Source organism: Bradyrhizobium sp. 1200_D9_N1_1 (assembly GCF_052075915.1).
In the GTDB taxonomy this organism is placed as follows: Bacteria; Pseudomonadota; Alphaproteobacteria; order Rhizobiales; family Xanthobacteraceae; genus Bradyrhizobium; species Bradyrhizobium diazoefficiens.
The window spans coordinates 5,239,159-5,263,040 of record NZ_CP197226.1; the positions used below are offsets into that span (position 1 = coordinate 5,239,159).

Annotated in this window: 18 protein-coding genes; 9 read left to right on the forward strand and 9 right to left on the reverse strand. The window is 65.1% G+C overall.

Annotated elements, in window-relative coordinates; translation table 11 throughout:
* Positions 1–92: 92 nt before the first annotated feature.
* Complete coding sequence (locus tag AB5K84_RS25400) at positions 93–1,460, forward strand: M23 family metallopeptidase (RefSeq protein WP_171463760.1); 1,368 nt, start codon at positions 93–95, stop codon at positions 1,458–1,460.
* 37 nt (positions 1,461–1,497) lie between these two features.
* Here the strand turns inward: AB5K84_RS25400 and AB5K84_RS25405 are convergent, their stop codons facing one another.
* Positions 1,498–2,136: a TetR/AcrR family transcriptional regulator gene (locus tag AB5K84_RS25405; protein WP_038966858.1), complete on the reverse strand. Its 639-nt coding sequence runs from the start codon at positions 2,134–2,136 to the stop codon at positions 1,498–1,500.
* Positions 2,137–2,354: 218 nt separating this feature from the next.
* Between AB5K84_RS25405 and AB5K84_RS25410 the strand changes: the two genes are divergently transcribed.
* The 3 genes from AB5K84_RS25410 to AB5K84_RS25420 are packed head-to-tail and all read left to right on the forward strand — an operon-like array spanning position 2,355 to position 8,181.
* Positions 2,355–3,917, forward strand: coding sequence for an efflux transporter outer membrane subunit (locus AB5K84_RS25410; protein WP_011087094.1), 1,563 nt, complete (start codon positions 2,355–2,357; stop codon positions 3,915–3,917).
* A 17-nt stretch (positions 3,918–3,934) separates the two neighbouring features.
* Positions 3,935–5,059, forward strand: coding sequence for an efflux RND transporter periplasmic adaptor subunit (locus tag AB5K84_RS25415; RefSeq protein ID WP_028171251.1), 1,125 nt, complete (start codon positions 3,935–3,937; stop codon positions 5,057–5,059).
* Positions 5,060–5,070: 11 nt separating this feature from the next.
* The gene (locus AB5K84_RS25420; RefSeq protein ID WP_038966859.1) at positions 5,071–8,181 is read left to right on the forward strand and encodes an efflux RND transporter permease subunit; all 3,111 of its coding nucleotides are present in this window, start codon (positions 5,071–5,073) and stop codon (positions 8,179–8,181) included.
* A 42-nt stretch (positions 8,182–8,223) separates the two neighbouring features.
* Here the strand turns inward: AB5K84_RS25420 and AB5K84_RS25425 are convergent, their stop codons facing one another.
* Both AB5K84_RS25425 and AB5K84_RS25430 read right to left on the reverse strand, forming a co-directional pair.
* Positions 8,224–9,441 (reverse strand): DUF5666 domain-containing protein, encoded by a 1,218-nt coding sequence (locus AB5K84_RS25425; protein WP_011087091.1) that lies wholly within the window; start codon positions 9,439–9,441, stop codon positions 8,224–8,226.
* Positions 9,438–10,352 carry a DUF6502 family protein gene (locus tag AB5K84_RS25430; RefSeq protein ID WP_038966857.1) on the reverse strand — a complete coding sequence of 305 codons (915 nt, stop codon included), beginning with the start codon at positions 10,350–10,352 and terminating at the stop codon, positions 9,438–9,440. The genes AB5K84_RS25425 and AB5K84_RS25430 overlap by 4 nt, the downstream gene beginning before the upstream one ends.
* A gap of 126 nt (positions 10,353–10,478) precedes the next feature.
* On the opposite strand from AB5K84_RS25430, the gene AB5K84_RS25435 reads away from it, so the two are divergent.
* The 5 genes from AB5K84_RS25435 to AB5K84_RS25455 are packed head-to-tail and all read left to right on the forward strand — an operon-like array spanning position 10,479 to position 15,989.
* Positions 10,479–10,640, forward strand: a complete 162-nt coding sequence (locus AB5K84_RS25435; RefSeq protein ID WP_165448155.1) for a hypothetical protein — start codon at positions 10,479–10,481, stop codon at positions 10,638–10,640.
* An 8-nt stretch (positions 10,641–10,648) separates the two neighbouring features.
* The gene (locus tag AB5K84_RS25440; RefSeq protein WP_011087089.1) at positions 10,649–12,577 is read left to right on the forward strand and encodes a glycosyltransferase; all 1,929 of its coding nucleotides are present in this window, start codon (positions 10,649–10,651) and stop codon (positions 12,575–12,577) included.
* Positions 12,578–12,580: 3 nt separating this feature from the next.
* Positions 12,581–13,321, forward strand: a complete 741-nt coding sequence (locus AB5K84_RS25445; protein WP_011087088.1) for an ABC transporter ATP-binding protein — start codon at positions 12,581–12,583, stop codon at positions 13,319–13,321.
* Positions 13,318–14,712, forward strand: a complete 1,395-nt coding sequence (locus tag AB5K84_RS25450; protein ID WP_038966856.1) for a glycosyltransferase family 4 protein — start codon at positions 13,318–13,320, stop codon at positions 14,710–14,712. The genes AB5K84_RS25445 and AB5K84_RS25450 overlap by 4 nt, the downstream gene beginning before the upstream one ends.
* Positions 14,709–15,989, forward strand: a complete 1,281-nt coding sequence (locus AB5K84_RS25455) for an O-antigen ligase family protein (RefSeq protein ID WP_011087086.1) — start codon at positions 14,709–14,711, stop codon at positions 15,987–15,989. The genes AB5K84_RS25450 and AB5K84_RS25455 overlap by 4 nt, the downstream gene beginning before the upstream one ends.
* Here the strand turns inward: AB5K84_RS25455 and AB5K84_RS25460 are convergent, their stop codons facing one another.
* The 6 genes from AB5K84_RS25460 to AB5K84_RS25485 form a co-directional block, all read right to left on the reverse strand.
* On the reverse strand, positions 15,990–17,225 hold the full coding sequence (locus tag AB5K84_RS25460; protein ID WP_011087085.1) for an ABC transporter substrate-binding protein: 1,236 nt from the start codon (positions 17,223–17,225) through the stop codon (positions 15,990–15,992).
* Between the two features lie 109 nt (positions 17,226–17,334).
* Positions 17,335–18,246, reverse strand: coding sequence for a DMT family transporter (locus AB5K84_RS25465; RefSeq protein ID WP_011087084.1), 912 nt, complete (start codon positions 18,244–18,246; stop codon positions 17,335–17,337).
* 78 nt (positions 18,247–18,324) lie between these two features.
* Positions 18,325–19,200: a DMT family transporter gene (locus AB5K84_RS25470; protein ID WP_011087083.1), complete on the reverse strand. Its 876-nt coding sequence runs from the start codon at positions 19,198–19,200 to the stop codon at positions 18,325–18,327.
* Between the two features lie 14 nt (positions 19,201–19,214).
* Entirely contained in the window at positions 19,215–20,096 is an 882-nt protein-coding gene (locus AB5K84_RS25475; RefSeq protein WP_011087082.1) for an NAD(P)-dependent oxidoreductase, read from the reverse strand.
* Between the two features lie 2 nt (positions 20,097–20,098).
* A protein-coding gene (gene prfB, locus AB5K84_RS25480; protein WP_097531964.1) for a peptide chain release factor 2 occupies positions 20,099–21,230 on the reverse strand; the annotation gives its coding sequence in 2 pieces (ribosomal slippage) (positions 20,099–21,160 and positions 21,162–21,230; 1,131 coding nt in all).
* A 114-nt stretch (positions 21,231–21,344) separates the two neighbouring features.
* Positions 21,345–23,852, reverse strand: a complete 2,508-nt coding sequence (locus AB5K84_RS25485; RefSeq protein ID WP_011087080.1) for a penicillin-binding protein 1A — start codon at positions 23,850–23,852, stop codon at positions 21,345–21,347.
* Positions 23,853–23,882: the final 30 nt, after the last annotated feature.

Sequence of the window (23,882 nt, forward strand, 5' to 3'; positions counted from 1 at the left end):
CTGTTCCCGTTTCCGGAAAATTAACCATGACCGGCCCAGATTGCTGCGGCAATTAGGCCGTACGGACTCATCCGACCGGCGCGGGAGTGCCGATGTCGAAAAGTTCTGCCCAATACTCGCAGTACCCCCAACATCATCCTCACGACCACGGACGGGCCCTCCATCGCCGTCCAGCCGCCGCAACAGCGGCAATTGCGATTCCCCTGCCCGCGACCGACGACGCCTACACCATCGTCCATGCCGGCAAGCAGGTGCGCTTCGGGCCCGTGGTGTTCTGGATCGTGGTCGGCACGGTCGTGCTGCTCGGACTCTGGTCGGCCGCGACCGCCACCTACTTTGCCTTTCGCGACGATGTCCTGACCCGGCTGATCGCCCGCCAGGCCGAGATGCAGTACGCCTATGAGGACCGCATCGCCGAGCTGCGCGCCAAGGTCGATCGCACCACCAGCCGGCAGCTGCTCGACCAGGAACAGTTCGACCAGAAGCTCGACCAGATCATGAAGCGCCAGACGGCGCTGGAGTCCCGGGCCACGGCGCTCGGGGCCATGCCTGACGTGACAGGCTCGATTCCCCGTTCGACCCCGCAGCGTGGCGACGCCGGCCAGAGCACGACGCAGGGCACGCCAAAGCCGTCGCCGATCAGCGACACCGTGATCTTCGTGGCGCCGCCGGATCGCGAAGCGCGGCTCGAGTCGCGCGCGCCGGCGGTCATGGCCCCACAGGCCAATCAGTTCGCCAAGAACCAGGGTTTCGACAATGTCCTGGTCCGCCTCACCACCTCGCTCGATCAGGTCGAGCGTCGTCAGATGGCGGCGCTCAGCGCCGTCGAGGACGGCATGGATTCGCGCATGCGCCGGATGCGCGGCGTGGTCAGCGATCTCGGTTTGAACCTCGCCAGTCTCGAAGCCGCCGTGCCGCGGACCGCGATGGGTGGGCCGTTCGTGCCCGTCAAGCTGACGCCCAATGCCGGGCCGTTCGAGAAGCAGCTCAATCGCATCAACGTCACCCGCGCCGAGATGGACCGGCTCAATCGCACGCTGGCGCTGGTGCCCTATCGCAAGCCCGTCATCGGCGAGGTCGAGTTCACCTCCGGATTCGGCGTGCGCAGCGATCCATTCCTGGGTCGGCCTGCGATGCATACCGGCCTCGACTTCCGTGCCGCCACGGGCGATCCGGTCCGCGTCACCGCCAACGGCAAGGTGGTCTCGGCCGGCTGGTCCGGGGGCTATGGCCGCATGATCGAGGTCGACCACGGCAACGGACTTGCGACCCGCTACGGCCATCTCTCCGAGATCAACGTCAAGGTCGGCGAGATCGTGAAGATCGGCCAGGTCGTCGGTCTCGTCGGCTCGACCGGCCGTTCCACCGGTCCACATCTGCACTACGAAACCCGCATCGACGGCGAAGCGGTCGACCCGCAGAAGTTCCTGCGCGCGGGCGTGCGTCTCAGTGCGGGCTAGAACGCGCCCCTGCCCTCATTGAACATTCGTGAGCGCTTCAGGCGCGAGGCTGACACGCCTTCAGGAAGAATTTGAGTCCTGCTTCGATCTCCTGCTCGATCGCCTCCTCCGTGAGATCGCTGAGGCCCAGTACAATCAGCAGCGGTAGTTCGCCGCGGACCAGGCTCAGGAATTGATTGGCGGCTTCCATCGGATCGTCAAACTCCAAGACCCTCGCAGCCCTGGCTTCTTCGAGGAATTGAGCGAGCCGCCGAATCGTCGCCTCGGGTCCGCTTTCATAGAAGAGCCGGGCGAGCACGGGAAACCGACCGCTCTCGTTGGCGATGATGCGGACGAAGGCAACGTCCTTTCGATGGATGAAGGTGTGGAGGTATTGCCTGGCGAAATCCCGCAGCGCCTCAGACAGTCCGGCGGACAGTTTGGGCACGGGCAAATCGCGTTGCAGGCTCTCGCACTCCGCCACGATCAGCGAGGCGAACAAAGCCTCCTTGCTCGGGAAATACGCGTAGAGCGTGGCCTTCGACACGCCGGCGGCTTTCGCGATGGCGTCCATACTGGTTGCGGAAAAGCCCTGCTCGAGAAAAAGCTGCCACGCCGCTCGGATGACGATGTCCATCTTGCGGCCCGCTGGTGCGCTCTCCTTCTCGTGAACAGGATGGGCGATCGTTTCGATCAAGGGTGACTCTCCGTCGGCTCGCGAATCGGTGTCGTAGGCGTCAACGCGCACAATGGCTGCGTCTCAACAGCTTGAAAGAACTGAAGAGACGCCCTGAGCACGACACAGGTAGCAAAACTTCTTTACGGTACACAACGAAACTAAACAGTTCAGTATCGTTGACAACAACTGCTTGCTCGGTCAAGTACTGAACGGTTCAGTTTCGATATGAGCCTTGGATGCCGTTCAGAACATTCCTCCGTAGAGGCGCCATAATACCGTTAGCCCAAGCCGCGATCGCCCTCGCCGGCTGTGCCGTCGGCCCGAATTTCGAGGCGCCGGACGCCCCGCCGGTCAGCGGCTACACTGCGGGCGGATTCTCCGCGACCAAGGGCGCAGACGGGCCTGGCGGAACGGCACAGCGGATCGTGAACGGCGCGGACGTGCCGGCGGTCTGGTGGCAGGTGTTTCGCTCACGGCAGATCGAAGCCTTCGTCCGGGAAGCAATCGACAACCATCCGGACCTTGCCGCGGCGCAAGCGGCGCTGCGCCAGGCTCGCGAAGTTGCGGCGGCAGACACCAGCGCCCTGATGCCGTCGATCACCGGGGAAGGCAGTGCGACGCGCAGCCAGGTGCCGCTGGCACAGTCCGGGCAGACCGGACCGTCATCGCTGTACACCCTCTACAAGACCTCGGTCCCGGTTTCGTTCACGCCGGACATCTTCGGTGGCAAAGCGCGCGGGATCGAGGCGGATCTCGCCAATGCGGACTATGAGCGCTTCCAACTCGAGGCGACCTATCTCTCATTGACGGCAAACGTCGTGACGACCGCGATCAGCGATGCGTCCTACGCGGCGCAGATTCGCGTGACCCAGGAACAGATCGACGGTCAGCGTCAGCTGGTCGCGTTGCTCGAACAGCAGTTTGCCCTCGGCGCCGTCGCCAACAGCGATGTCCTGACTCAGAAGGCCCAGCTGGCGCAGACGCTTGCGACGCTGCCGCCGCTGCAAAAGTCGCGCGCGCAAAATCGCAACCAGCTGATGGCGTATCTCGGCAGACTGCCGAGCCAGGACAGAGGCGAGGCCGTGCCGCTGGCAAACCTGCGCCTGCCGCGCGATCTGCCGGTCAGCGTACCGTCGCTGCTGGTGCGGCAGCGTCCGGACATCCGAGCTGCCGAAAGCCAGATGCATCAGGCCAGCGCGAATGTCGGTGTTGCCACGGCCAACATGCTGCCGAACGTGACGCTGTCAGCTTCGGGCGGCAGCTCTGCGCTGGCGCTGTCGGGACTCTACGGCCCGCAATCGGCGGCCTGGAGCGTGGCGGCAAGTGTCACCGGCCCGATCTTCGATGCCGGCTCGCTGTTCCACACCAAGGAGTCCAAGGTCGCTGCACTGGAGCAGAAAGGCGCGCAATATCGCTCGACCGTGATCACCGCGTTCCAGAATGTCGCCGACGCGCTCCGCGCCATCCAGTCGGATGCTGATCTGCTGAAGGCCCAGATCGAGGCGGAGAAGACCGCCGCGGAGAGCCTGAAGATGTCGCAGGCCCAGTTCAAGGCCGGCTCCACCACGTTCATCTCCGTCATCAACGCCGAACAGACGCTGCTGACCGCGCGCATCAACCGCGTGAAGGCGCAGGCCTCGCGCTATGCCGACACCGTCTCGCTGTACCAGGCACTCGGCGGCGGCTGGTGGAATCGCGTCGATGAGTCCCCCGCCTCCGAAGTAAAGCCCGCGGGCGTTGCCGCGATATTCACCCCCGCGGGGGCCCTGCCGGCTCAGCCGACCCCGCCCGCCAACTGATGCGAAAGCCCGAAGCCATGTTGAAGCGCATGATTATCATGTTGTGTGTCGTCGGTGCGGTGTTCGCCGCCCTCGCCTGGTTCGTCAGCTTCCGCGCCGGCATGATCAAACAGGCCATGGCCGCGCTCGCCGATCCCCCGCAGACGGTGTCGACGACCGCCGCGCAGCTCAGCGACTGGCAATCCGCATTGACCGCCATCGGCACGTTTCGTGCGGTGAACGGCGCCGATCTGTCGCTGCAACAGTCAGGCATCGTGGACGGCATTCATTTCGAATCCGGCAAGGATGTCGGCGCCGGTGACGTGTTGCTCGACCTGCGCAAGCAGGACGACGTCGCCAAGCTGCAGTCGTTGCAGGCCACCGCCGACGGCTACGCCATCACGTTGCGGCGCGACCAGGGTCAGCTGAAGATCAATGCGGTCAGCCAGGCGACGGTCGACAGCGATGTCGTGAACGAGCGCAACGCGCTGGCGCTGGTCGCCCAGCAGCAGGCGCTCATGGACCAAAAGACGCTGAAGGCACCTTTTGCCGGGCGTCTCGGCGTGCGTCAGGTCGATGTTGGCCAGTATCTGACCGCGGGCACCACCATCGTCACGCTACAGGCGCTCGACCGGCTCTTTGTCGACTTCACGCTGCCGCAACAGGCACTCGACCAGGTCAAAGTCGGACAGGAGGTCACCGCTCGCATCGACGCCTTTCCGGACCGCAGCTTCAAGGGCGTGGTGCAGGCGTTCAATTCCAAGGTCGATCAGGCCAGCCGCAACGTTCAGGTCCGCGCGATTTTCGACAATACGGATCGCAAGCTCCTGCCCGGCATGTTCGCGCGGATCGATGTCCGTGTCGGACACCCCACGAGCTATCTCACGCTGCCGCAGACCGCCATCGTCTACAACACCTATGGAGAGTCGGTATTCCTCGCCGTCAAGAGCGACGCACCGGACAAGCAGGGTTTGATAGCCCGCCAGACCTTCATCAAGACCGGCGCCACCCGTGGCGATCAGGTGGCGGTGATCTCGGGTCTCGATCAGGGCGCAACCGTCGTCACCGCGGGCCAGGTCAAGCTGCGCAACGGCACCCTGCTGAAAGTCGACAACTCCATTCCCCTGGCGAACGATCCCAATCCGGCACCTGCCGATCAGTGAGGAACGAGAACGTGTCCTTTACCGACATCTTCATTCGCCGGCCGGTGCTTGCGATCGTCGTCAGCCTGATGATCCTGGTGCTGGGTCTGAAGTCGATGACCTCGCTGCCGATCCTGCAATATCCGCGAACCCAGAACGCGATCGTCACCGTGACGACGACGTACTACGGCGCCGATCCGGCGGTCGTTGCCGGGTTCATCACCACGCCGCTGGAAAACGCCATCGCCCAGGCCAATGGCATCGACTACATGACGTCGACCAGCCAGCCCAGCACCTCCACCATCACCGTCAACCTGCGGCTGAACTTCGACTCCGGCAAGGCGCTGACCGAGATCAACACCAAGGTGAACTCGGTGCTCAATCAGCTGCCGAGCGGCGTCCAGCAGCCGGTGCTGACGGTCAAGGTCGGCCAGACCATCGACGCCATGTATCTCGGCTTCAGCAGCGACGTGCTGGCGCCGAACCAGATCACCGACTACCTGATCCGCGTGGTGCAGCCCAAGCTGCAGGCCGTATCCGGCGTGCAGACCGCGGAGCTGCTCGGCAACAAGACCTTCGCGCTGCGCGCCTGGCTCGATCCGATCAAGCTTGCCGCCTACGGGCTGACCGCATCCGACGTATCGACCGCGCTGTCCAGCAACGACTACATCGCCGGGCTCGGCACCACCAAGGGCCAGATGGTGCAGGTCAATTTGACGGCCGCGACCAACCTGAAGTCGTTGCAGGAGTTTCGCGACCTCGTCGTCAAGCAGGCCGGCGCTTCCAACGTCAAGCTGTCCGACGTGGCGAACGTTACGCTGGGCTCCGAGGATTACGACTCGTCGGTCGGCTTCAACGGCAAGCGCGCGGTCTATATCGGCATCCAGGTGGCGCCAAACGCCAACCTTCTCGACGTCATCAAAGGCGTCCGCGCCGTCTATCCCGACATCAAGGCGCAGCAGCCGGAGGGGCTGAACTCCGAGATCATCTACGACTCCACCGATTTCGTGAACAGCTCGATCGACGAGGTGATCCATACCCTGCTCGAAGCGCTTCTGATCGTCACCGTGGTCGTCTTCCTGTTTCTCGGATCGTGGCGTTCGGTGCTGATTCCGGTGATCGCCATACCGCTGTCGCTGGTCGGCACCTTCACGATGCTGCTGGCGCTAGGCTTCTCGATCAACCTCCTGACGCTGCTGGCGCTGGTGCTCGCGATCGGCCTCGTGGTCGACGACGCCATCATCGTCGTCGAGAACGTCAACCGGCATCTGGCCGAGGGTACGAAGCCGTTGCAGGCGGCGATCATGGCCGCGCGCGAGCTTGCGGGTCCGATCGTGGCCATGACCATCGTGCTGATCGCGGTCTACGTGCCGATCGGCTTCCAGGGCGGCTTGACCGGTGCGCTGTTCACCGAGTTCGCCTTCACCCTTGCCGGTGCCGTTGCCGTGTCGGCCGTCATTGCGTTGACGCTGACGCCGATGTGCTGCGCCTTCATCCTGAAGCCGGCGAACACCGGCAAGCCGACGCTCAACGACCGCATCGTCGGCTTCATCGATGCACGCATGGAGGCGTTGCAGCATCGATATCGGCGCCTGCTTGCCGGCAGCCTGACAACAATTCCGGTCACGGTCGTATTCGCTGCCCTGGTCTTGAGCAGCATCTACTGGCTTTATTCGAACTCAAAGAACGAGTTGGCGCCGGAGGAGGATCAGGGTGCGATCCTGATGCAGTCGACGCTCGCGCCGAATGCGACGTTACAGCAGAAGTTGCTGTATTCCGCCGAGGTCTACCGGCGCATCTCCGCCTATGCTGAAACCGCCGGCGTGTTCCAGCTCGATCTCACGGGCAGCTCGATCGCGGGCTGGGTGCTCAAGCCCTGGGACAAGCGCGACAAGACTGCGGCCGAACTACAGCCGGTGCTTCAGCAGGAGATGGCGGGCGTTGCCGGCGCCAAGATCGTGGCGTTCCAGCTGCCGCCGCTGCCCGGAGCGAGCGGCCTTCCGATCCAGTTCGTGATCCAGACCACGGACCCGTTCGAGCGGCTCGATGGCGTCGCGAAAGCGTTCACCGCCGAGGCCCTGAAGAGCGGCAAGTTCATCTTCCTCGACAACGACCTGAAGGTGGACCAGCCGCAAACCACGGTGCTGATCGATCGCGAAAAGACCGCTCAGCTCGGGTTGAAGCTCAGTGACGTCGGCGGCGCGCTCGGCAACATGCTGGGCGGCGGGTATGTCAACTATTTCGGCCTGGACGGCCGCTCCTACAAGGTCATTCCCCAGGTCGAGCAGCGCCAGCGACTGAACGCCGATCAGGTGCTGAACTACTACATCAAAACCTCGGACGGCACGTCTGTTCCGCTGTCGACGGTGGCGTCGCTCAAGACGACCACCGTTCCGCAATCGTTGAACCACTTCCAGCAGGTCAATGCCGCCACCATTTCCGGCGTGGCCATGCCCGGTGTGATCACCGGCGAAGCGCTCGCGACGCTGAAGGAGATCGCGGACCGGACCCTGCCCAAGGGCTACACCATCGACTATGGCGGTCAGTCACGCCAGTTCATCCAGGAATCATCCGGATTCGCCGCCACCTTCGGGTTTGCCCTGATCATCATCTTCCTGGCGCTGTCGGCGCAGTTCGAGAGTTTCCGCGATCCCCTGATCATTCTGGTCTCGGTACCGATGTCGATCGCGGGCGCGCTGATCTTCATCATGCTGGGCATCAAGGGCGCGAGCCTCAATATCTACACCGAGGTCGGCCTCGTGACGCTGATGGGGCTGATCAGCAAGCACGGCATTCTCATCGTCGAGTTCGCCAACGAGCTGCAGCACGCCGGCCGCTCCAAGCGCGACGCGGTCATCGAAGCAACCGCGATCCGGCTGCGCCCGATCCTGATGACGACAGCGGCCATGGTGATCGGCGTGATGCCATTGATCACCGCTACCGGTGCGGGCGCAGCCTCACGCTTCAACATGGGGCTGGTCATCGCCTCGGGACTTTCGATTGGAACGTTGTTCACCCTGTTCGTGGTGCCGGCGTTCTACATTCTGCTTGCGGCCGACCATTCCGCGGCGACGGGCGACGACGCGGTGAAACTCGATGCGGCCGGACTCGGAACGAACGGCGAGCCGCGCGCCGCCCTATGATGAAGCAAGGCTCGCCGCACCATGCGCTCCACCTGGGTTCCTTTAGCGCCGGCCACCGCCCATCCCGCCTCCGGGACCACCGAAGCCGCCACCACCCATTCCACCGCCAGGTCCCATGGACCCGCCGGGGCCCATGGGACCAGTGGGCGAGCCAAGACCGCCGGGGCCCGACGGACCGCTCGGTCCCGTCGGTGCAGAGCCGGGCGCCGGACCGGGGCTCGATCCCGGCGCAGGCGCACCGGGGGCGCCGGGCTGGCCGCCGCCCGGAGTCACGGTGCCGCGATCCGGATGCATGATAGAGCCGCCGGGCGACCGGTTGGGATTGCCGGCACCACCCGGCCCCTGCGTCGGCGATCCCGGGAATTGGCCGACAGCCTGTGCGGAGTCGACCTGAAGGCCGCGCGCGCGATCGAACGAGCCGTTGACCACCATGCGGGCTTCGCCGGCCGCGGGCCCGAAACGCGAGCCGTCACGGGCGACGAGCCCGGAGCCGAGCTGGAGGTTTGCGCCCATCCGCTGCACATAGGCCTCGATCGACAGGCGGCTTGCGCCGACGAGATCCGAAAAATCATCGATACGGGTGCGCGCGGCCTGCATCGCGCCCTGGTTTGCGCTGCCTTCGATCTGGACGCGGTGGCCGACGAGCAAGGGATCGACACCGTTCAGCCTCAGCCCGCCGATATGCAGACCGTCAGGGCCGCGCTCGACCAGGCCCGTGACGCGCGCAGCCGCATCGCGTCGCGGCTCGACCAGGCTTGCGACGATCACGCCGTCGGTACGGCGCAAGCCGTAGACCGCGACCTGCGCGCCCGCATGGAGCTTGCTCTCCTTGCCGCTGGTGACGATCTTCTGACCGAGCACCGTCAGCTCGTTGCCCTTCACCTGTTCGATCGGACCCGAGACCTCGCTCGCGATCGCGATGCTGCGCGTGACCAGCGTGCCGTCAGCCCGACGGGTCGCGACCACGCGCGCAAGCTGGCCGATGCGCAGCGAATTGGCGCTGGCCGCCTCGCCGTCGATTCGGACCGGAACGTCGCTCGCATAGGTGATGCGCTCGCCATTGACGTAGATACTGCCGAAGCGCTGGATCACGCCGACGATGCCGGTGCCGCCGATGCCGTGATCATCGCCTCGCGTGATCCCGGTGCCGCCGATGCCCTGATCGGTGCCGCGCCTGACCTGCGCGTGGGCAATGGCCGTGCCGGCGAGCCAGAATCCCGTCAGCAGCAGACGGCGGGAGATGAGCGGCGCCCGGCTCATGAAGAACCGCCTTCTTTGCCGCTATCCTTGGCGCTTTCCTTAGCGTTTTCCTTGGCCTCGCCCTCTTCGTCGGCGTCCTCGCAATAGATGTAGATGCCGAAATTCCAGCGGGCGTCGCCGCCCTTGTCCTTGGCGAGCGCGCGGTTGGCTTCGCGGTTGGCGGTCTTCAGCGCGTCCATGGCGAGTTCGCGCGAGCGCGCCTCGAGGCGCCGCGCCAGCTTCGGCGAGATGTTGTTGTAGTGCACTGCGCGTTCGAGGAAGCGCGGCGCGGCGCCTGAGACGTTCTGCGCGGCGGCCGCGATGTGGTCGTGCAGGTTGCGGCCGAGATAGTGCCATTTGCTGTCGTCCTCGCCGCTCGGAACGAAGGCGGCCTCGACCAGCTCGATCTCGTCAGCCTCGTTGATGGTGATGAGCTTGCGGTCGACCCATTCGTCGAGCACCGCACGCGGGCGCACGTCCTTGGTGACGGAGGCGACGAGCTGCTCGAACGACGGCGCATCGCCCTCGGCCGTACGCGGCAGCGCGAGCGGCTCGCCTTTCGCGTCGGTGAACTCCGGCGCGGCGAGCCAGCGCGCGATCACGGCGCTGGTCAGCGACACCGCCGCCGGGGCTTCGTGCACCGGCGCGCCTGCGCCACGCAGCCGCGCCACCTCCTTGCGATGGATGCCGGTGAGCAGGCTGACCCGGCTGTCGGTCTGCTCCTTTCCCTCGAGCGCGAAATCGTGCTCGGCGACGTTGACGAAAAGCTCGCGAAGCAATTGCGCCAACGCCGGAAAGGTCATGCCGCTGCGGATGCACAGTCGCACGAGCGGGCGCAGCAGCCGCGCCAGCGGGGCGTGCAGCTTCCCCGCAGCATTCGGCTGTGGCGCGCTCGACCTGTCAGCCGCCTTGGACCCGGACTTGGCATTCATGTCTGAATTGTACCGATGCATCACGTGGGACACAATCCCACTTTTCTCCACTCTCCGATTGACGTGGTAAATTTTCCCACATATACGAGACGCCACTGAGGGCGCGACGTAAAGGGACTCACACCCATGGCTGACCGCTTGGTCCGCAATTTCATTTCGCTGCGTGCTATGCCGGCCCCCGATCGGGGGCGCGGCGTCATCGAACCGATGCTGCCGGCGCTTCTGCGCGGCGTCATCTTCATCTCGGTGCTGGCCGCACCGTTCGTTGCCGCGCTACTCGCAGGCTGACCGCTGCCATGCATCACATCAGCGAGTCCCCGCGCCGTCCGTCGGTGCTGCACATCTTCAAGATCTACTATCCCGACCTGTTCGGCGGCACGCTCACGGTGATCCGCGACATCTGCGCCAGCCTGAAGGACGCTTTCGCCTCCGCCGTGCTGGTCTGTTCGCAATCGGCCGAGCGGCGCGAGATCGTCGTCAACGACATTCCGGTCGAGCGCGTCCGCTCGTTCGGCAACGTGCTGTCGCTGCCCGCGGCTCCCACCTATCCCTGGCGGCTATGGCGCAAGATCGCCGAGCACGACCTGCTCGCGCTTCACGCCCCCTTCCCGCTCGCCGACCTCGTCTTCGCCTTCGGATTCGGCGCCAAGCGGCCCCTGGTGGTGCATTGGCACGCCGACATCGTCACCCATGCCGGCCTGCGCTGGTTCATCGACCCCCTGATGCGGCGAACACTGCGTCGCGCCAAGGCGATCATCGTCTCGGACCGCGTGCTGGTCGACAACACGCCGCTGCTGCGCGAATTCGAGGACAAATACCATGTCGTGCCGTTCGGCATCGACATCACGGGTTACGACTGGCCGAAGATCGAGCCGCACCATGTCAATGATCGCGGCCGGCTTGTGCTCGCCTGCGGCCGGCTGGTGCCCTACAAGGGCTTCGACGTGCTGATCCGCGCCGCGGCGGCACACAATTTCGAAACCTGGATCATCGGTGAAGGTGTCGAACGGCCGCGGCTCGAGCAACTGATCCAGGAGCTCGGCCTCGGTGACCGCGTCCGCCTGCTCGGCTCGGTGGACGATTGCGAACGCATCAAGCTGATGTGCCTGGCCGACGTCTTCGTGATGCCGTCGGTGACCAATGCCGAGACCTTCGGCCTTGTCCAGCTCGAGGCCATGGCCGCCGGCCGGCCGGTCGTGAACACGGCGCTCGACACGGCGGTGCCGCACGTCGCCCGCCACGGCATGGAGGCGATCACCGTTCCGCCCGGCGATGCCGAGAAACTGGGTGAGGCGATCGACACCCTGATCCGCGACCCCGAGCGCCGCCGCAGCATGGGACTTGCGGCGCGCACGCGCGCCCTCACCCGCTATTCGGCCACGGCCTTCAAGCAGGGCATGGAGACCGTCTACCGCGACGCTGTCGCCGCCCCGAGCGAGGAGCGATCGGCAATCTCCGAGCCGCCGCAAGCGACCGGCTGGCTGGACACGGTCCGGATCGCGGCGGCGCTGGCCTGGTCCGACATGCGGCACCGCTACGTCCGCTCGCTGCTCGGCCCGTTCTGGATGTCACTGCAGATGGCGATCGTGGTCGCCGTGCTCGGCTCGGTGATCGGCCAGATGTCGAATGGCAACATGATGACACGCCTGCCGATGCTGGCGCTGTCGATGACGGCCTGGACCTTCCTTAACGGCGTGGTACTCGATGCGACTACGGCGCTCCAGAACTCCGCGAGCCTGATCCGCGACCGCGCGCTGCCGCCCGTCATCTTCCTCCTGCAATGCACCTTCCGCCAGGCGCTGTTCGCACTCCACAACGCCTGTGTTCCGCTGGTGCTGTGGCTCCTCCTCTCGCCCCACGACCTCTCTCACGCGCTGGCGGCACTGCCCGGTCTGCTGCTGTTCGTGGCCTGCACCTTCGCCCTGAGCCTCGTTCTCGGCGCCATGGCGACGCGCTATCGCGACCTCAAGCCGATCATCGAATCCACCCTGATGCTCGCCTTTCTCGCTTCGCCCGTGATCTGGTCGTCGGACATGATCAACCACCGCTCGACGGTGATGCGGCTCAATCCGGTGACGCATCTGTTCGCGGTGTGGCGCGAGCCGCTGGCGGGCGGCGCTGTCGATCCGGTCAGCATCGTCTACGTCCTCGTCGCGCTGGCGCTCCTGGTCTTTGCGAGCGTGCTGACGCTGGTCCACCTGCGCAAAGCCGCATTCTGGATCTGACGCATGGTCTCGATCAACCTTCGCAACGTCTGTCTCGACTATCCGCTCTACGGCGCCTACGACTTCTCGCTGAAGCGGCGGCTGCTCGGGCACATCATCCGCGAGCCGGGCGAGATGCGGATCATCCGCGCCGTCGACAATGTCACGATCAAGGCCGAAGCAGGCAGCCGCATCGGGCTTGCCGGTCCCAACGGCTCCGGCAAGTCGACGCTCCTGCGACTGATCGCCGGCGTCTATCCGCCGAGCAGCGGCAGCGTCTCGCTCCAGGGCAACGTCGTGCCCCTGCTCGGCCTCAACGCCGGGGTCAACCTGGATTTCGTGGCCGAGGACAACATCGCGCTGCTGCTGCGGATCAGCGGCCGCAAGCCGACCCGCGCCGTGATCGACGATATCTGGGCTTTCACCGAGCTCGAGGCGCGCATGCAGCGGCTGCCGCTGCGGATGTTCTCCTCGGGAATGCTGATGCGGGTGTTGTTTGCGACCGCGACGGCCTTTCCGGCCGACATCCTGCTGCTCGACGAATGGCTCAGCGTGGTCGACGAGCACTTTGCGGAGAAAGCACAGGAGCGGCTGCTGCACATGGTGTCGCAGGCGGCGATCGTAATCATCGCCTCGCACGACCAGCCGCTGCTGCGCCGCACCTGCACCAGCATCATCAACCTCGATCACGGCCGCATCGCCTCGACCGTCACGGTCGAGCCGCCGGCAACGCACTCTTTCGAGCTCCGCGAGAAACGCGCATGAAACAGAACATCCTGGTCGTCTCCGAGTCGCTCGGACAACCAAACCACAAGCGCGGCATCTTCCATTTCACCCGGGAGTTGGTGCGTTCGCTCGCCTCGGAGGGCCACGAACTCACGCTGTTGGTCGAGACCTCGAAGCGCTACCGCAAACTGTGCCGGCGCGAGCGACGCACAAAGCTGTTCGCGGCGCAGGCGCGCAACATCGAGCTGCTGGCGCTTTATCGCTTCCTTGACGAGATCAACGTGAGCGGGCCGGTGACGCTCAGCGGCACGCGCCGCAAATTCGACTGGCTCCGCCAAAGGGGCGGCATGTTGCTGTCGCGGGACAACATGCTCTGCCTCCTGCGCGCGATCGGCCTGCGCAGCCTGAACGCGCGACTGATCGAGAACCGGCCCGCCGCGCTCGAATACATTCCGCCGGATCTGAGCCACCTCGAACTGTTCGGCGACTTTCAGCTCGAGCCCGGATTCTTCAACTATCAGGATTCCTCGGCCTTCTTCCTGCTGCCGCCGCCGCGGATAGATGCGCGCGACTACGACGTGATCGTCGTGGACACCCCGACCCGCGTGACGATCAAGCGCAGGCCAGACGCCAAGGTGATCTGCGTCGTCCACGACCTGTTGCCGCTCACCGATCTCAAGCTCAGCGACATCGCCACGCGGCAGTTCCTGGCGCGAATCCGCACCAGCCTGCGCCAGGCCGACGAGCTCGCCTTCGTTTCGAACTACAGCATGATGCGGTTCAGGGAACTGTTGCCGCAATTTGCGCACCTACCGGCGCGGGTCGTGTATCCCCGCACCCGGTTCGACGCCCCGGATGTCCTGCACCTCCCAGCCCCGTCGGGGCGTCCGGGGCGGCCGAGCTTCGTCGTCATCGTCTCGAACGAGCCGCGCAAGAACGTCGCCGCCGTCATCCGTGCCTTCCGTGGTGTGCCCCAGGCCGATCTCGTCGTGATCGGCTATGCCGGCGAGATCAGCCGGATGCGCAACCTCCCGCCGAACGTCCGCTTCGCCGGCTATGTCGACGAGCACGAGAAGGCCGCCCTGATCGCGGAGGCGCATGGCCTGATCATGCCGAGCCTTGCCGAAGGCTTTGGCGTGCCGATCATCGAGGCGCTGGCCGCGAACACGCCGGTGCTGTGCTCGGATCTCGCAGTGTTCCGCGAAGTCGCGGGCGAGCTCGCCGATTATTTCGACCCGTTCTCGACCGACTCGATCGCCGCCTCCGTCACCCGCGTGCTGACGCGGCAGGAGGAGTGGCGCGGCAAGATCCGCGCGAGGCGCCACGAGCTTGCCGAACGCTTTGGCTATGAGACCCAGGCCCGCGATTTCCTCGGGCGCGAGATGCGCACGGAAAGCCTCGTCGCCGCACCGCTCGCATCGTACGGATGACGGCCGAATCCGCTGCGTGGTCCGGGCCTGCCGATCGGCAAGGCGGCCGGAAAGGATGGCAGAGCTGGCGCAACTCGGCCGCGCTGCTCCGGGCGGCAGATGTGCTCGTCATCCTGATCGCGGCATCGCTGCCGTGGTCCACAACGGCACCTTCGATCTTCGTCGGGCTGTGGCTGCTGGCGGTCACCCCGACCATCGACTGGCGCGACTATGCGTACGAGCTCACGCGGCCGGCGTTTGCCCTGCCGTTCGCGCTCCTGCTGCTCGCACTCCTCGGCGTGCTGTGGTCGGACGGCGCCTGGCCGGACCGGCTGCATGCGATCAAGCCGGTCGCAAAGCTCGTGCTGATTCCGCCGCTGCTCTACCATTTCAGCCGGTCCGAGCGCGGCTTCCAGGTTTGCCTTGCTTTTCTCGCCTCCTGCGCGCTGCTGGCGGTGTTCTCCTGGGTCGTGCTGCTCAATCCCGCCTGGAAGATCGCCGCGACGGCGTCATCAGGCGTTCCCGTCAAGAACTACATCGACCAGAGCCAGGAATTCACGCTCTGCGCCTTTACGCTCGCGCTGCCGGCGCTGACGTTTTGGCGCGGCGGACGCGCGATCGCGGCGACCGCCTGCCTCGCATTGATCCTGCTGTACGCGACCAACATGGTGTTCGTGGCCTCGGCCCGCACGGCGCTGCTCTACATCCCGGTGCTGCTGGCCCTGTTCGCCTGGAAGCATCTGAGCCGGCGGGCAGCGCTGGTCCTGCTCGCGGGCGCGGTCGCCGCGAGCGCGCTCGCCTGGACGACCTCGTCCTATCTGCGCCAGCGCATCACCGACATCGCCGTCGAATACCGCCACGGCCATGAGGACATCAGCCGCGCCTCGACCGCCCAGCGGCTGACCTATTGGCGCAAGTCACTTCATGCCTTTACCGAAGCCCCTCTGATCGGCCATGGCACCGGCGCGATCAAGCGCCAGTTCGAACGCGCCGCCACGGGCGAGAGCAGCCTCGACGCGGAGATCGTCAGCAATCCGCACAACCAGACCCTCAACGTCGCGGTGCAATGGGGCCTCTTGGGCGTCGCCCTGCTCTACGCGATGTGGATCGCGCAGCTTCGCCTGTTCCTGGGCGAGGGTCTTGCCGCCTGGATCGGCCTTGTGGTCGTCGCGCAGAACATCGCGAGCTCGCTATTGAACTCGCATCTGTTCGATTTCCACGAGGGATGGATGTACGTGCTGGGCGTCGGCGTGGCCGGGGGCATGGTCCTAAAGGTTCAGGCCCGCAGCCAGCCGTGACTATGGACTGCGCTCGTGGCCGACTTCGCCGGTGATGACGTCGCCGAACAGCTCCCAGGCCTGCCCGTTGAAGCGCATCAACTGCATCTGCTCGATCGGGAAGTAATCATCGGGCGAGGTGTTGACCATGATGCCCGGCAGCATCAGGTCGGTGTGGAAATCCTTCAGGTTCGCGGCCTGCTTCATGACGTTCTCGCGGGTGAGATTGTCGCCGCACTGCTTCAGGACCTGCGCCATCGCCTCGGCCTGCACGTAGCCGTAGATGTTGTTGGAGTTGGCCTTGTCGCCATCGGGATAATATTTGTCCATGAATTCGCGCCACTTCACCACCGCCGGGTCCTTGTCCCAAGTCGGATCGGTCGGGTCCTTCAGATAGACGGTCGAGATGATATCCTTGGAATAGTCGAGCCCGGCGGGCTTGAGCACTGAGGCAACCGAGGTCGCGGTGTTGGCCAGGAAGAATTTTGGCTTCCAGCCGAGCTCGCCGACCTTGCGGATCGCCTGCGCCGACCCTTTCGGCGCCGCCCACGAGAAGAAGATATCCGCGCCGGAATCATGCAGCGCGACGATCTGCGAGTCGATCGAGGGATCGCTGACCTCATAGGACTTGTCGGCGATGATCATGCCGGCCTTGTCGCCGAGCCCGTCCTTCAGACCCTTGAACTGGTCCTTGCCGGCGTCGTCGTTCTGCCAGAACACCGCGATCTTGCCGTTCGGAAAGTTATCGCGGATGTATTTGGCGTAGATCCGGCCCTCGCTCTGGTAATTCGGCTGGAAGCCCATCGTCCAGGGAAAGTTCCTGGGATCGCCGAACTTGGTGCCGCCGGACGCGACGAAGAGCTGCGGCACCTTCTTGGCGTTCATATATTTCATGATCGCGGAGTTCGAGGGTGTGCCGAGCGGCTGGAAGATCAACAAAACCTCGTCGCTCTCGACCAGCTTGCGCGCCTGCTCGATCGCCTTCGGCGGCGAATAGGCGTCGTCATAGCTGATGAAGTTGATCTTGCGGCCGTTGATGCCGCCCTGGTCGTTGATCATCCTGAAGAACGCGGCCTCAGTCTTTCCGATCACGCCATAGGACGAGGCAGGCCCGCTATAGGGCATGATGTTGCCGATCTTGATGTCGGTGTCGCTGGCGCCGGGGTCGTATTTCTTCTGCGCCGAGGCCGGTGTCGCGGCCAGCACTACGGCAGCAAGCATGGCGAGGGCAGCAAGGTTCTTGCGACGACCCGGCATCGTTCTCTCCCCTGTATTTTGTAGTCTTGTTTTGCGGAGAGTGTCGCAAGGTGGCTTGCCGCTGGCAAGCGCCGCGATTTTCCGCGAGGTGAAACGGTAGAGCAGGAACTTACGCGACGCGCTGCAACATCCTTAGAGCGCGCCCGTCGATCACGAGCAACGCGCTGCCAATGACGATGGCGCCCGCGATCTCGCGCATGGAGATCGGCTCGCCCAGCACCAGCCATCCCAACAGAATGGCGGTGACGGGAATGAGCAGCGTCACCAGCATGACATTGGTCGCGCCCGAACGGCGCAGGATCTGAAAGAAGACGATGTAGGCGAGCGCCGTCGACAAGCCGGCAAGTCCAAGCACCGCGAGCCAGGTTGTAAGGCCCGGCGCCGGCAGATGCCATGGCTGTTCCATGACGGCGGCGACGACCGCCATCATCACCGTGGACGCCATCAGTTGAAAAGTCGCCGTTCCCAGCGGAGCTGAGTCCTTCAACAACCGCCGCGCCGCCAGCGCCGCAAAGCCATAGCTGCACGCGCCACCGAGGCAGAGCAGAATGCCGAACCCCTGCCCCGGCCGCGTCTCGATGCCCCATCCGCGCAGGATGACCACGCCGACGACGCCCAGAACCACGCCGGCGACCCGCCGCATCTGCAGGGCTTCCTCGCCCGCCATCGCCATGACGGTCACCGTGAACAGCGGCGTGGTGGCATTCAGGATGGAGGCCAGCCCGCTGGGAATGATGGTCTGGCCGATCACGATCAGCGAGAACGGGATGACGTTGTTGAGCAGCCCGATCACGAAGAATGGCTTCCAGCCCAACGTGCCCTTGGGAAAGCTGATGCCTTGAACATGGAGCAGCGGCAAAAGAACGGCCGCACCCAGCGCGACGCGCAGGAACACCAGGGTGAGCGGCGGCAATTCCCGCAAGCCCGCGCTGTTGAAGAAGAACGAGCCGCCCCAGAGGATCGAGAGCACGGCGAGCAGCGACCAGTCTCGCGCATCGATCCGGTTGTCGTTCGGGGGCATGGCGTCTCACATCGGCAGTTGACCTCCGCCTAGTATGGCGCGACGCCCTTTGCCACCCGATTCCCGAGTTGACGCCGCTCAGGAGGATCGGCGTTTGCGTGCATCCCCCGCGATATCGGCAACCACCGCCCCGATCACCAGGGCGCCACCAATGAGCGCATGCACGGCGGGCACCTCCCGGAAAGCCACCCAGATCCAGAACGGCATCAGCGGTGTTTCCAGCGTCGCGATCAGGGAGGCCTGCCCCGACGGCAGCAGGCGTAAGCCGAGCATGTAGAACGTCAGGCCGAGCGCGACCTGAAGGCAGCCGAACATTGCGAGGATTGCGAGGTCGTTGCCGCCGACGTGGGCGATGTCATGGGCGAACGGGAGGCTGACAAGACTGCCCATGAAATTCGACAATGCTGCCGCCGCCACCATCGATGTCTGGCGATGACGTCGGATCACAACTGTCATGGAGGAGATTGCGAGCACCATGAGGCAACTCAGTGCAAGACCACCGAGATCGGCACCGGCCTGCACGCCGCCGACCGTGATGACGACTCCGGCGAAGGCAATCAGGCTCGCAATCAGCGTGCGCCACGTCGCGGCTTCGCCGAGCCACAGCCATGCCAGCGCGGCGGCGACGAAGGGCTGGGTGGCGATCAGCACCGCGACGTTCATGACGTTGGTCATCTGAAGAGCGGGAATGAACGAGATCATGCCGAGCGCAGACAGTGACGCGACGAGCAGGCTGCCCCTCCCCGGCACGACCAATTGCCACAGGGCGGCGCGGCCCTGCATCGCGACGAGAAACACGCTGATCAGACTGCCTGCGAACACACCGCGCCAGAACAGAATGGTCCAGGGATCGAACGGCAGCAGCCGGGTGAAGAACGGCGCGGTGCTCCAGGCAATCGCAGCGGCGATGACGAGGGCAATGCCGAGACCGCGTTCTGAACGAGGCTGCCCCATATTGATGCGGCCGGCTAAGACGGCTTCTTCGGCCGCGACACCAGCTCGATCATCTTGCCTTCGTCGTCATCAGGCATCGCAGCTTTCGCCCGCGCATAGGATTCGACCGCCGCGCGCGCCACCAGCGGCTTGTCGGCGAGCAGGCTCTCGGCGAGCTTCACGGCGTAGGCGGCATCCTTGTGCCGCAGCGCCGAGGTGAAGGTCGCGCCGCTGAAGTCGCGGGCGACCATGCGCTTGGAATGACGCTGGACCTGCGGGCTCGCAGCAACGCCGGCCTGAATCGATTCCAGCACCAGGGTCATGTCGAGCCCGGCCTGCTCGGCGATCGCGAGCCCTTCGGCGAGTCCGGCAATCTGGATCGCGCCCATCAGATTGTTGATGAGCTTGTAGACCGTGCCGGAGCCGACCGCGCCGAAATGGCGGATGGTCGAGCCGATCGGTTCGAGATAGGGCCGCGCGCGTTCGAGGTCGGCGGCATCAGCCCCGACCAGCAAGGTCAGCTTTCCGGCGGCCGCGGCATCCGGCAATCCCGTCACGGGACAATCGATGTAGATCAGCCCGCGCGCGTTGAGTTCGCGGCCCATCTCGCGCGCGTGGTCATAGGAGACGGTGGAGCATTCGATCGCGATGGTGCCGGCCTTGGCCGTCTTGGCCGCGCCCTTCGGCCCCAGCCAGACCGCGCGCGAGGCCTCGTCGTCGGCGACCATGGTCACGACCGCATCGGCATCGATCGCGGCATCCTCAGGCGAGGTCGCCCAATGCGCGCCGCGCGCGATCAGGTCTTCCGCTTTTGTCTTGCTGCGATTCCACAGCGTCACCGTGAAGCCGGCATCGAGATAGCGGCCGGCCATGCCATGGCCCATCCGTCCAAGCCCGATGAAGGCGACGCGGGGCATGGCTAGTCCACATCCTCGATGTCAGCGCCGGCGGTTCCGAAGGCGCGCTGCGCCAGCGTCGCGGCCATGAAGTCGTCGAGTTCGCCGTTGAGCACGCCCGAGGTGTCGGAGGTCTGCACGCCCGTGCGCAGATCCTTCACCATCTGATAGGGCTGCAGCACGTAGGAGCGGATCTGGTGGCCCCAGCCGATATCGGTCTTGGCGGCCTGGTCGGCGGCGGCCTTCTCCTCGCGCTTCTTCAACTCCATTTCGTACAACCGCGCGCGCAGCATGTCCCAGGCCTGCGCCCGGTTCTTGTGCTGCGAGCGGCCGGCCTGGCAGACCACCGCGACACCGGTCGGGATATGCGTCAGGCGCACCGCGGATTCGGTCTTGTTGACGTGCTGGCCGCCGGCGCCGCCCGACCGCATGGTATCGACGCGGACGTCGGATTCCTTGATGTCGATCTTGATGCTGTCGTCGATGACCGGGAACACCTGCACGCTGGAGAACGACGTGTGCCGCCGCGCGTTGGAATCGAACGGCGAGATGCGCACCAGCCGATGCACGCCCGCCTCGGTCTTCAGCCAGCCATAGGCGTTGTGGCCTGAGACCTGGATCGTCGCCGACTTGATGCCGGCTTCTTCGCCCTCGGACTCTTCGAGATACTCGACCTTGAAGCCGTGCGTCTCCGCCCAGCGCGTGTACATGCGCAGCAGCATCTGCGCCCAGTCCTGGCTTTCGGTGCCGCCGGCGCCGGCGTGGACCTCGAGATAGGAATCGAAGCGGTCGGCTTCGCCCGACAGCAGCGCCTCGAGCTCGCGCCGCGCGACTTCCTTCTTCAGGGCCTTCAGCGCAGCTTCGGCTTCGGCCACGACGCCGTCATCGCCCTCGGCTTCGCCGAGCTCGATCATGCCGATGTCGTCTTCGAGCTCCTGCTCGACCTTGCCGATGCCCGACAGCGAATCCTCCAGCGAGGTCCGCTCCTGCATCAGCTTCTGGGCCTTCTGGGGATCGTTCCAGAGGTTGGGATCTTCTGCGAGCTTGTTCAGCTCAGCGAGGCGCGCCGTCGATTTCTCGACGTCAAAGATGCCTCCTCAGCAGCCCGACTGACTGCTTGATCTCTTCTACCAACCGTTCGATTTCGGCGCGCATGTCGTTCTCGTGTCTCGCGGAATTGGTTCCGCGTGCAATTCAAGATCGGGATGTAGCGGCGGCGGCTGCAAAGCGCAACCGCCGCCGCGACAAACGTCTGCCTTGTCCTAAGCCTTAGTACAGCCCGCCGGTGCCCGGCCGCATGAAGAAGCCGGAATCCGGCTGCTGCTGCTGCGACGCCGGCACGCCACCGCGTCCGTCGGCGTCGGCAACGCCGATGACCGAATAATTGTCCGGCGGCGCCGTGCCCGGCTTGAAGGCTTCGAGGATGGTGCCGCCGGTCTCACCCGGGCCGGCGCGCATGCCGGTCTTGGCGACGACGCGCACGAGCTTGATGCCGGCCGGCACCTTGAACGGAACGGCGGGCTTGTCGGCGAGCGCGAGCTTGAGGAAATCGCGCGCGATGGGAGCGGCCAGATGGCCGCCGGTCGCAGCGTTGCCTTTGCCGAGCGCACGCGGCTTGTCGTAGCCCATATAGATCGCGACGGCGACGTCGGGCGAGAAGCCGACGAACCAGGCGTCCTTGGCCTCGTTGGTCGTGCCGGTCTTGCCGGCGATCGGCTTGCCGACCTCCTTGACCACGGTCGCGGTACCGGCCTGGACCACGCCCTCCATCAGCTCGGTGATCTGGTAGGCGGTCATGGAATCCAGCACCTGCTCGCGGCGGTCGATCAGCTGCGGTTCGTTCTGGTTCTTCCAGCCGCCCGGCGCGTCGCAGCCGCGGCATTCGCGCTGGTCGTGCTTGAAGATGGTGCGGCCGTAGCGATCCTGGATACGGTCGATCAGGGTCGGCTTCACGCGGCGACCGCCATTGGCGAGCATCGAGTAGGCCGTGACCATGCGCATCGCCGTCGTCTCGCCGGCGCCGAGCGCGTAGGAGAGATAGTTCGGCAGCTCGTCGTAGACGCCGAAGCGGCGGGCATATTCGCCGATCAGCGGCATGCCGATGTCCTGCGCGAGGCGCACCGTCACGGTGTTGAGCGACTGCCGCAGCGCGTTGCGCAGCGTCACCGGCCCCTGGAACTTGCCCGAGGAGAAGTTTTCCGGCCGCCATACGCCGGCGCCCTGGCCCTGGTCGATTTCGATCGGCGCGTCGAGCACCACTGTCGAGGGCGTATAGCCGTTGTCGAGCGCGGCCGAATAGACGATCGGCTTGAACGACGAACCCGGCTGCCGGTAGGCCTGGGTGGCGCGGTTGAACTGGCTCTGGTCGAACGAGAAGCCGCCGACCATCGCGAGCACGCGGCCGGTCCAGGGGTCCATCACCACCATCGCGCCGGACACTTCGGGGATCTGGCGCAGCCGGTACTGTCCCTCGACCGGATTGCCGTCCTTGTAGAGCGGATCAGCGTAGATCACGTCGCCGGGCTGGAGCACCTGCGACACCGCCGTTGCCGCCCTGCCCCTCGCAGGGCCGGTCGCCGCCCTAGCCCATTTGATGCCGTCGAGCGTGATCAGGCCGGTTTCGCGCTGCTTGCTGACGGCGCCGCCGAGCTCGCGGCTCGGCTGGAAGCCGATGCGCGCCGACTGGTCGCTGGTCTCCAGCACCACCGCCATGCGCCACGGCGAGATGTCGGAGAGCGACTTGATCTCGGCGAGCTTCACGCCCCAATCGCCCGAAATATCGAGCTTGCTCATGGCGCCGCGATAGCCCTGCTGCTCGTCATAGTTGACGAGGCCGGCGACCATGGTCTTGCGCGCCATCACCTGGATCTTCGGATCGAGCGTGGTGCGGACAGACAGACCGCCCTCGTAAAGCTTCTTCTCGCCGTAGCGCTCGAAGATGTCGCGGCGGACTTCCTCGGCGAAATATTCACCGGCGAAGGTGTGGGCGCCGTTGGACCGGTTGGTGACGGCCAGCGGCTCCTTGCGCGCCTTGTCGGCGTCGGCCTGCTTGATCCAGCCGTTCTCCTGGAGGCGGTCGATCACGTAGTTGCGGCGCTCGATGGCGCGGTCGCGGTTACGCACCGGATGCAGGGTCGCCGGCATCTTCGGCAGCGCCGCCAGATAGGAGGCTTCCGCCACCGTCAGCTCGTTCACCGACTTGTCGAAATAGACCAGCGAGGCGGCCGCGATGCCGTAGGCACCGAGGCCCAGATAGATCTCGTTCAGATACAGCTCGAGGATCTTGTCCTTCGAGTAGGTCTTCTCGATCCGCATCGCCAGCAAGGCTTCCTTGATCTTGCGGGCGAAGGAGACCTCGTTGGTCAGAAGGAAGTTCTTGGCGACCTGCTGGGTGATGGTGGAAGCGCCCTGCGGACGCCGGTTGGAGCCGTAGTTCTGGATATAGACCAGACCTGCGCGCGCCATGCCGGTGTAGTCGATGCCGCCATGCTCGTAGAAATTCTTGTCCTCGGCCGCGAGGAAGGCGTTGATCACGAGCTTGGGCACGGCCTGGATCGGCAGATACAGCCGTCGCTCCTTGGCGTACTCGCCGAGCAGCGAACCGTCGACCGCGTGCACACGCGTCATCACCGGCGGCTCGTAATCCTGAAGCTGAGAGTAGTCCGGCAAGTCCTTGGAGAAATGCCAGATCAGGCCTGCCACGGCCCCGACACCGACAAGGAACACCACCGTTCCCGCGGCGAACAGGAAGCCCATGAACCGCACCAGCAAGCGCATTATCTGTTTATCCGTTCAAACTCTGGATCA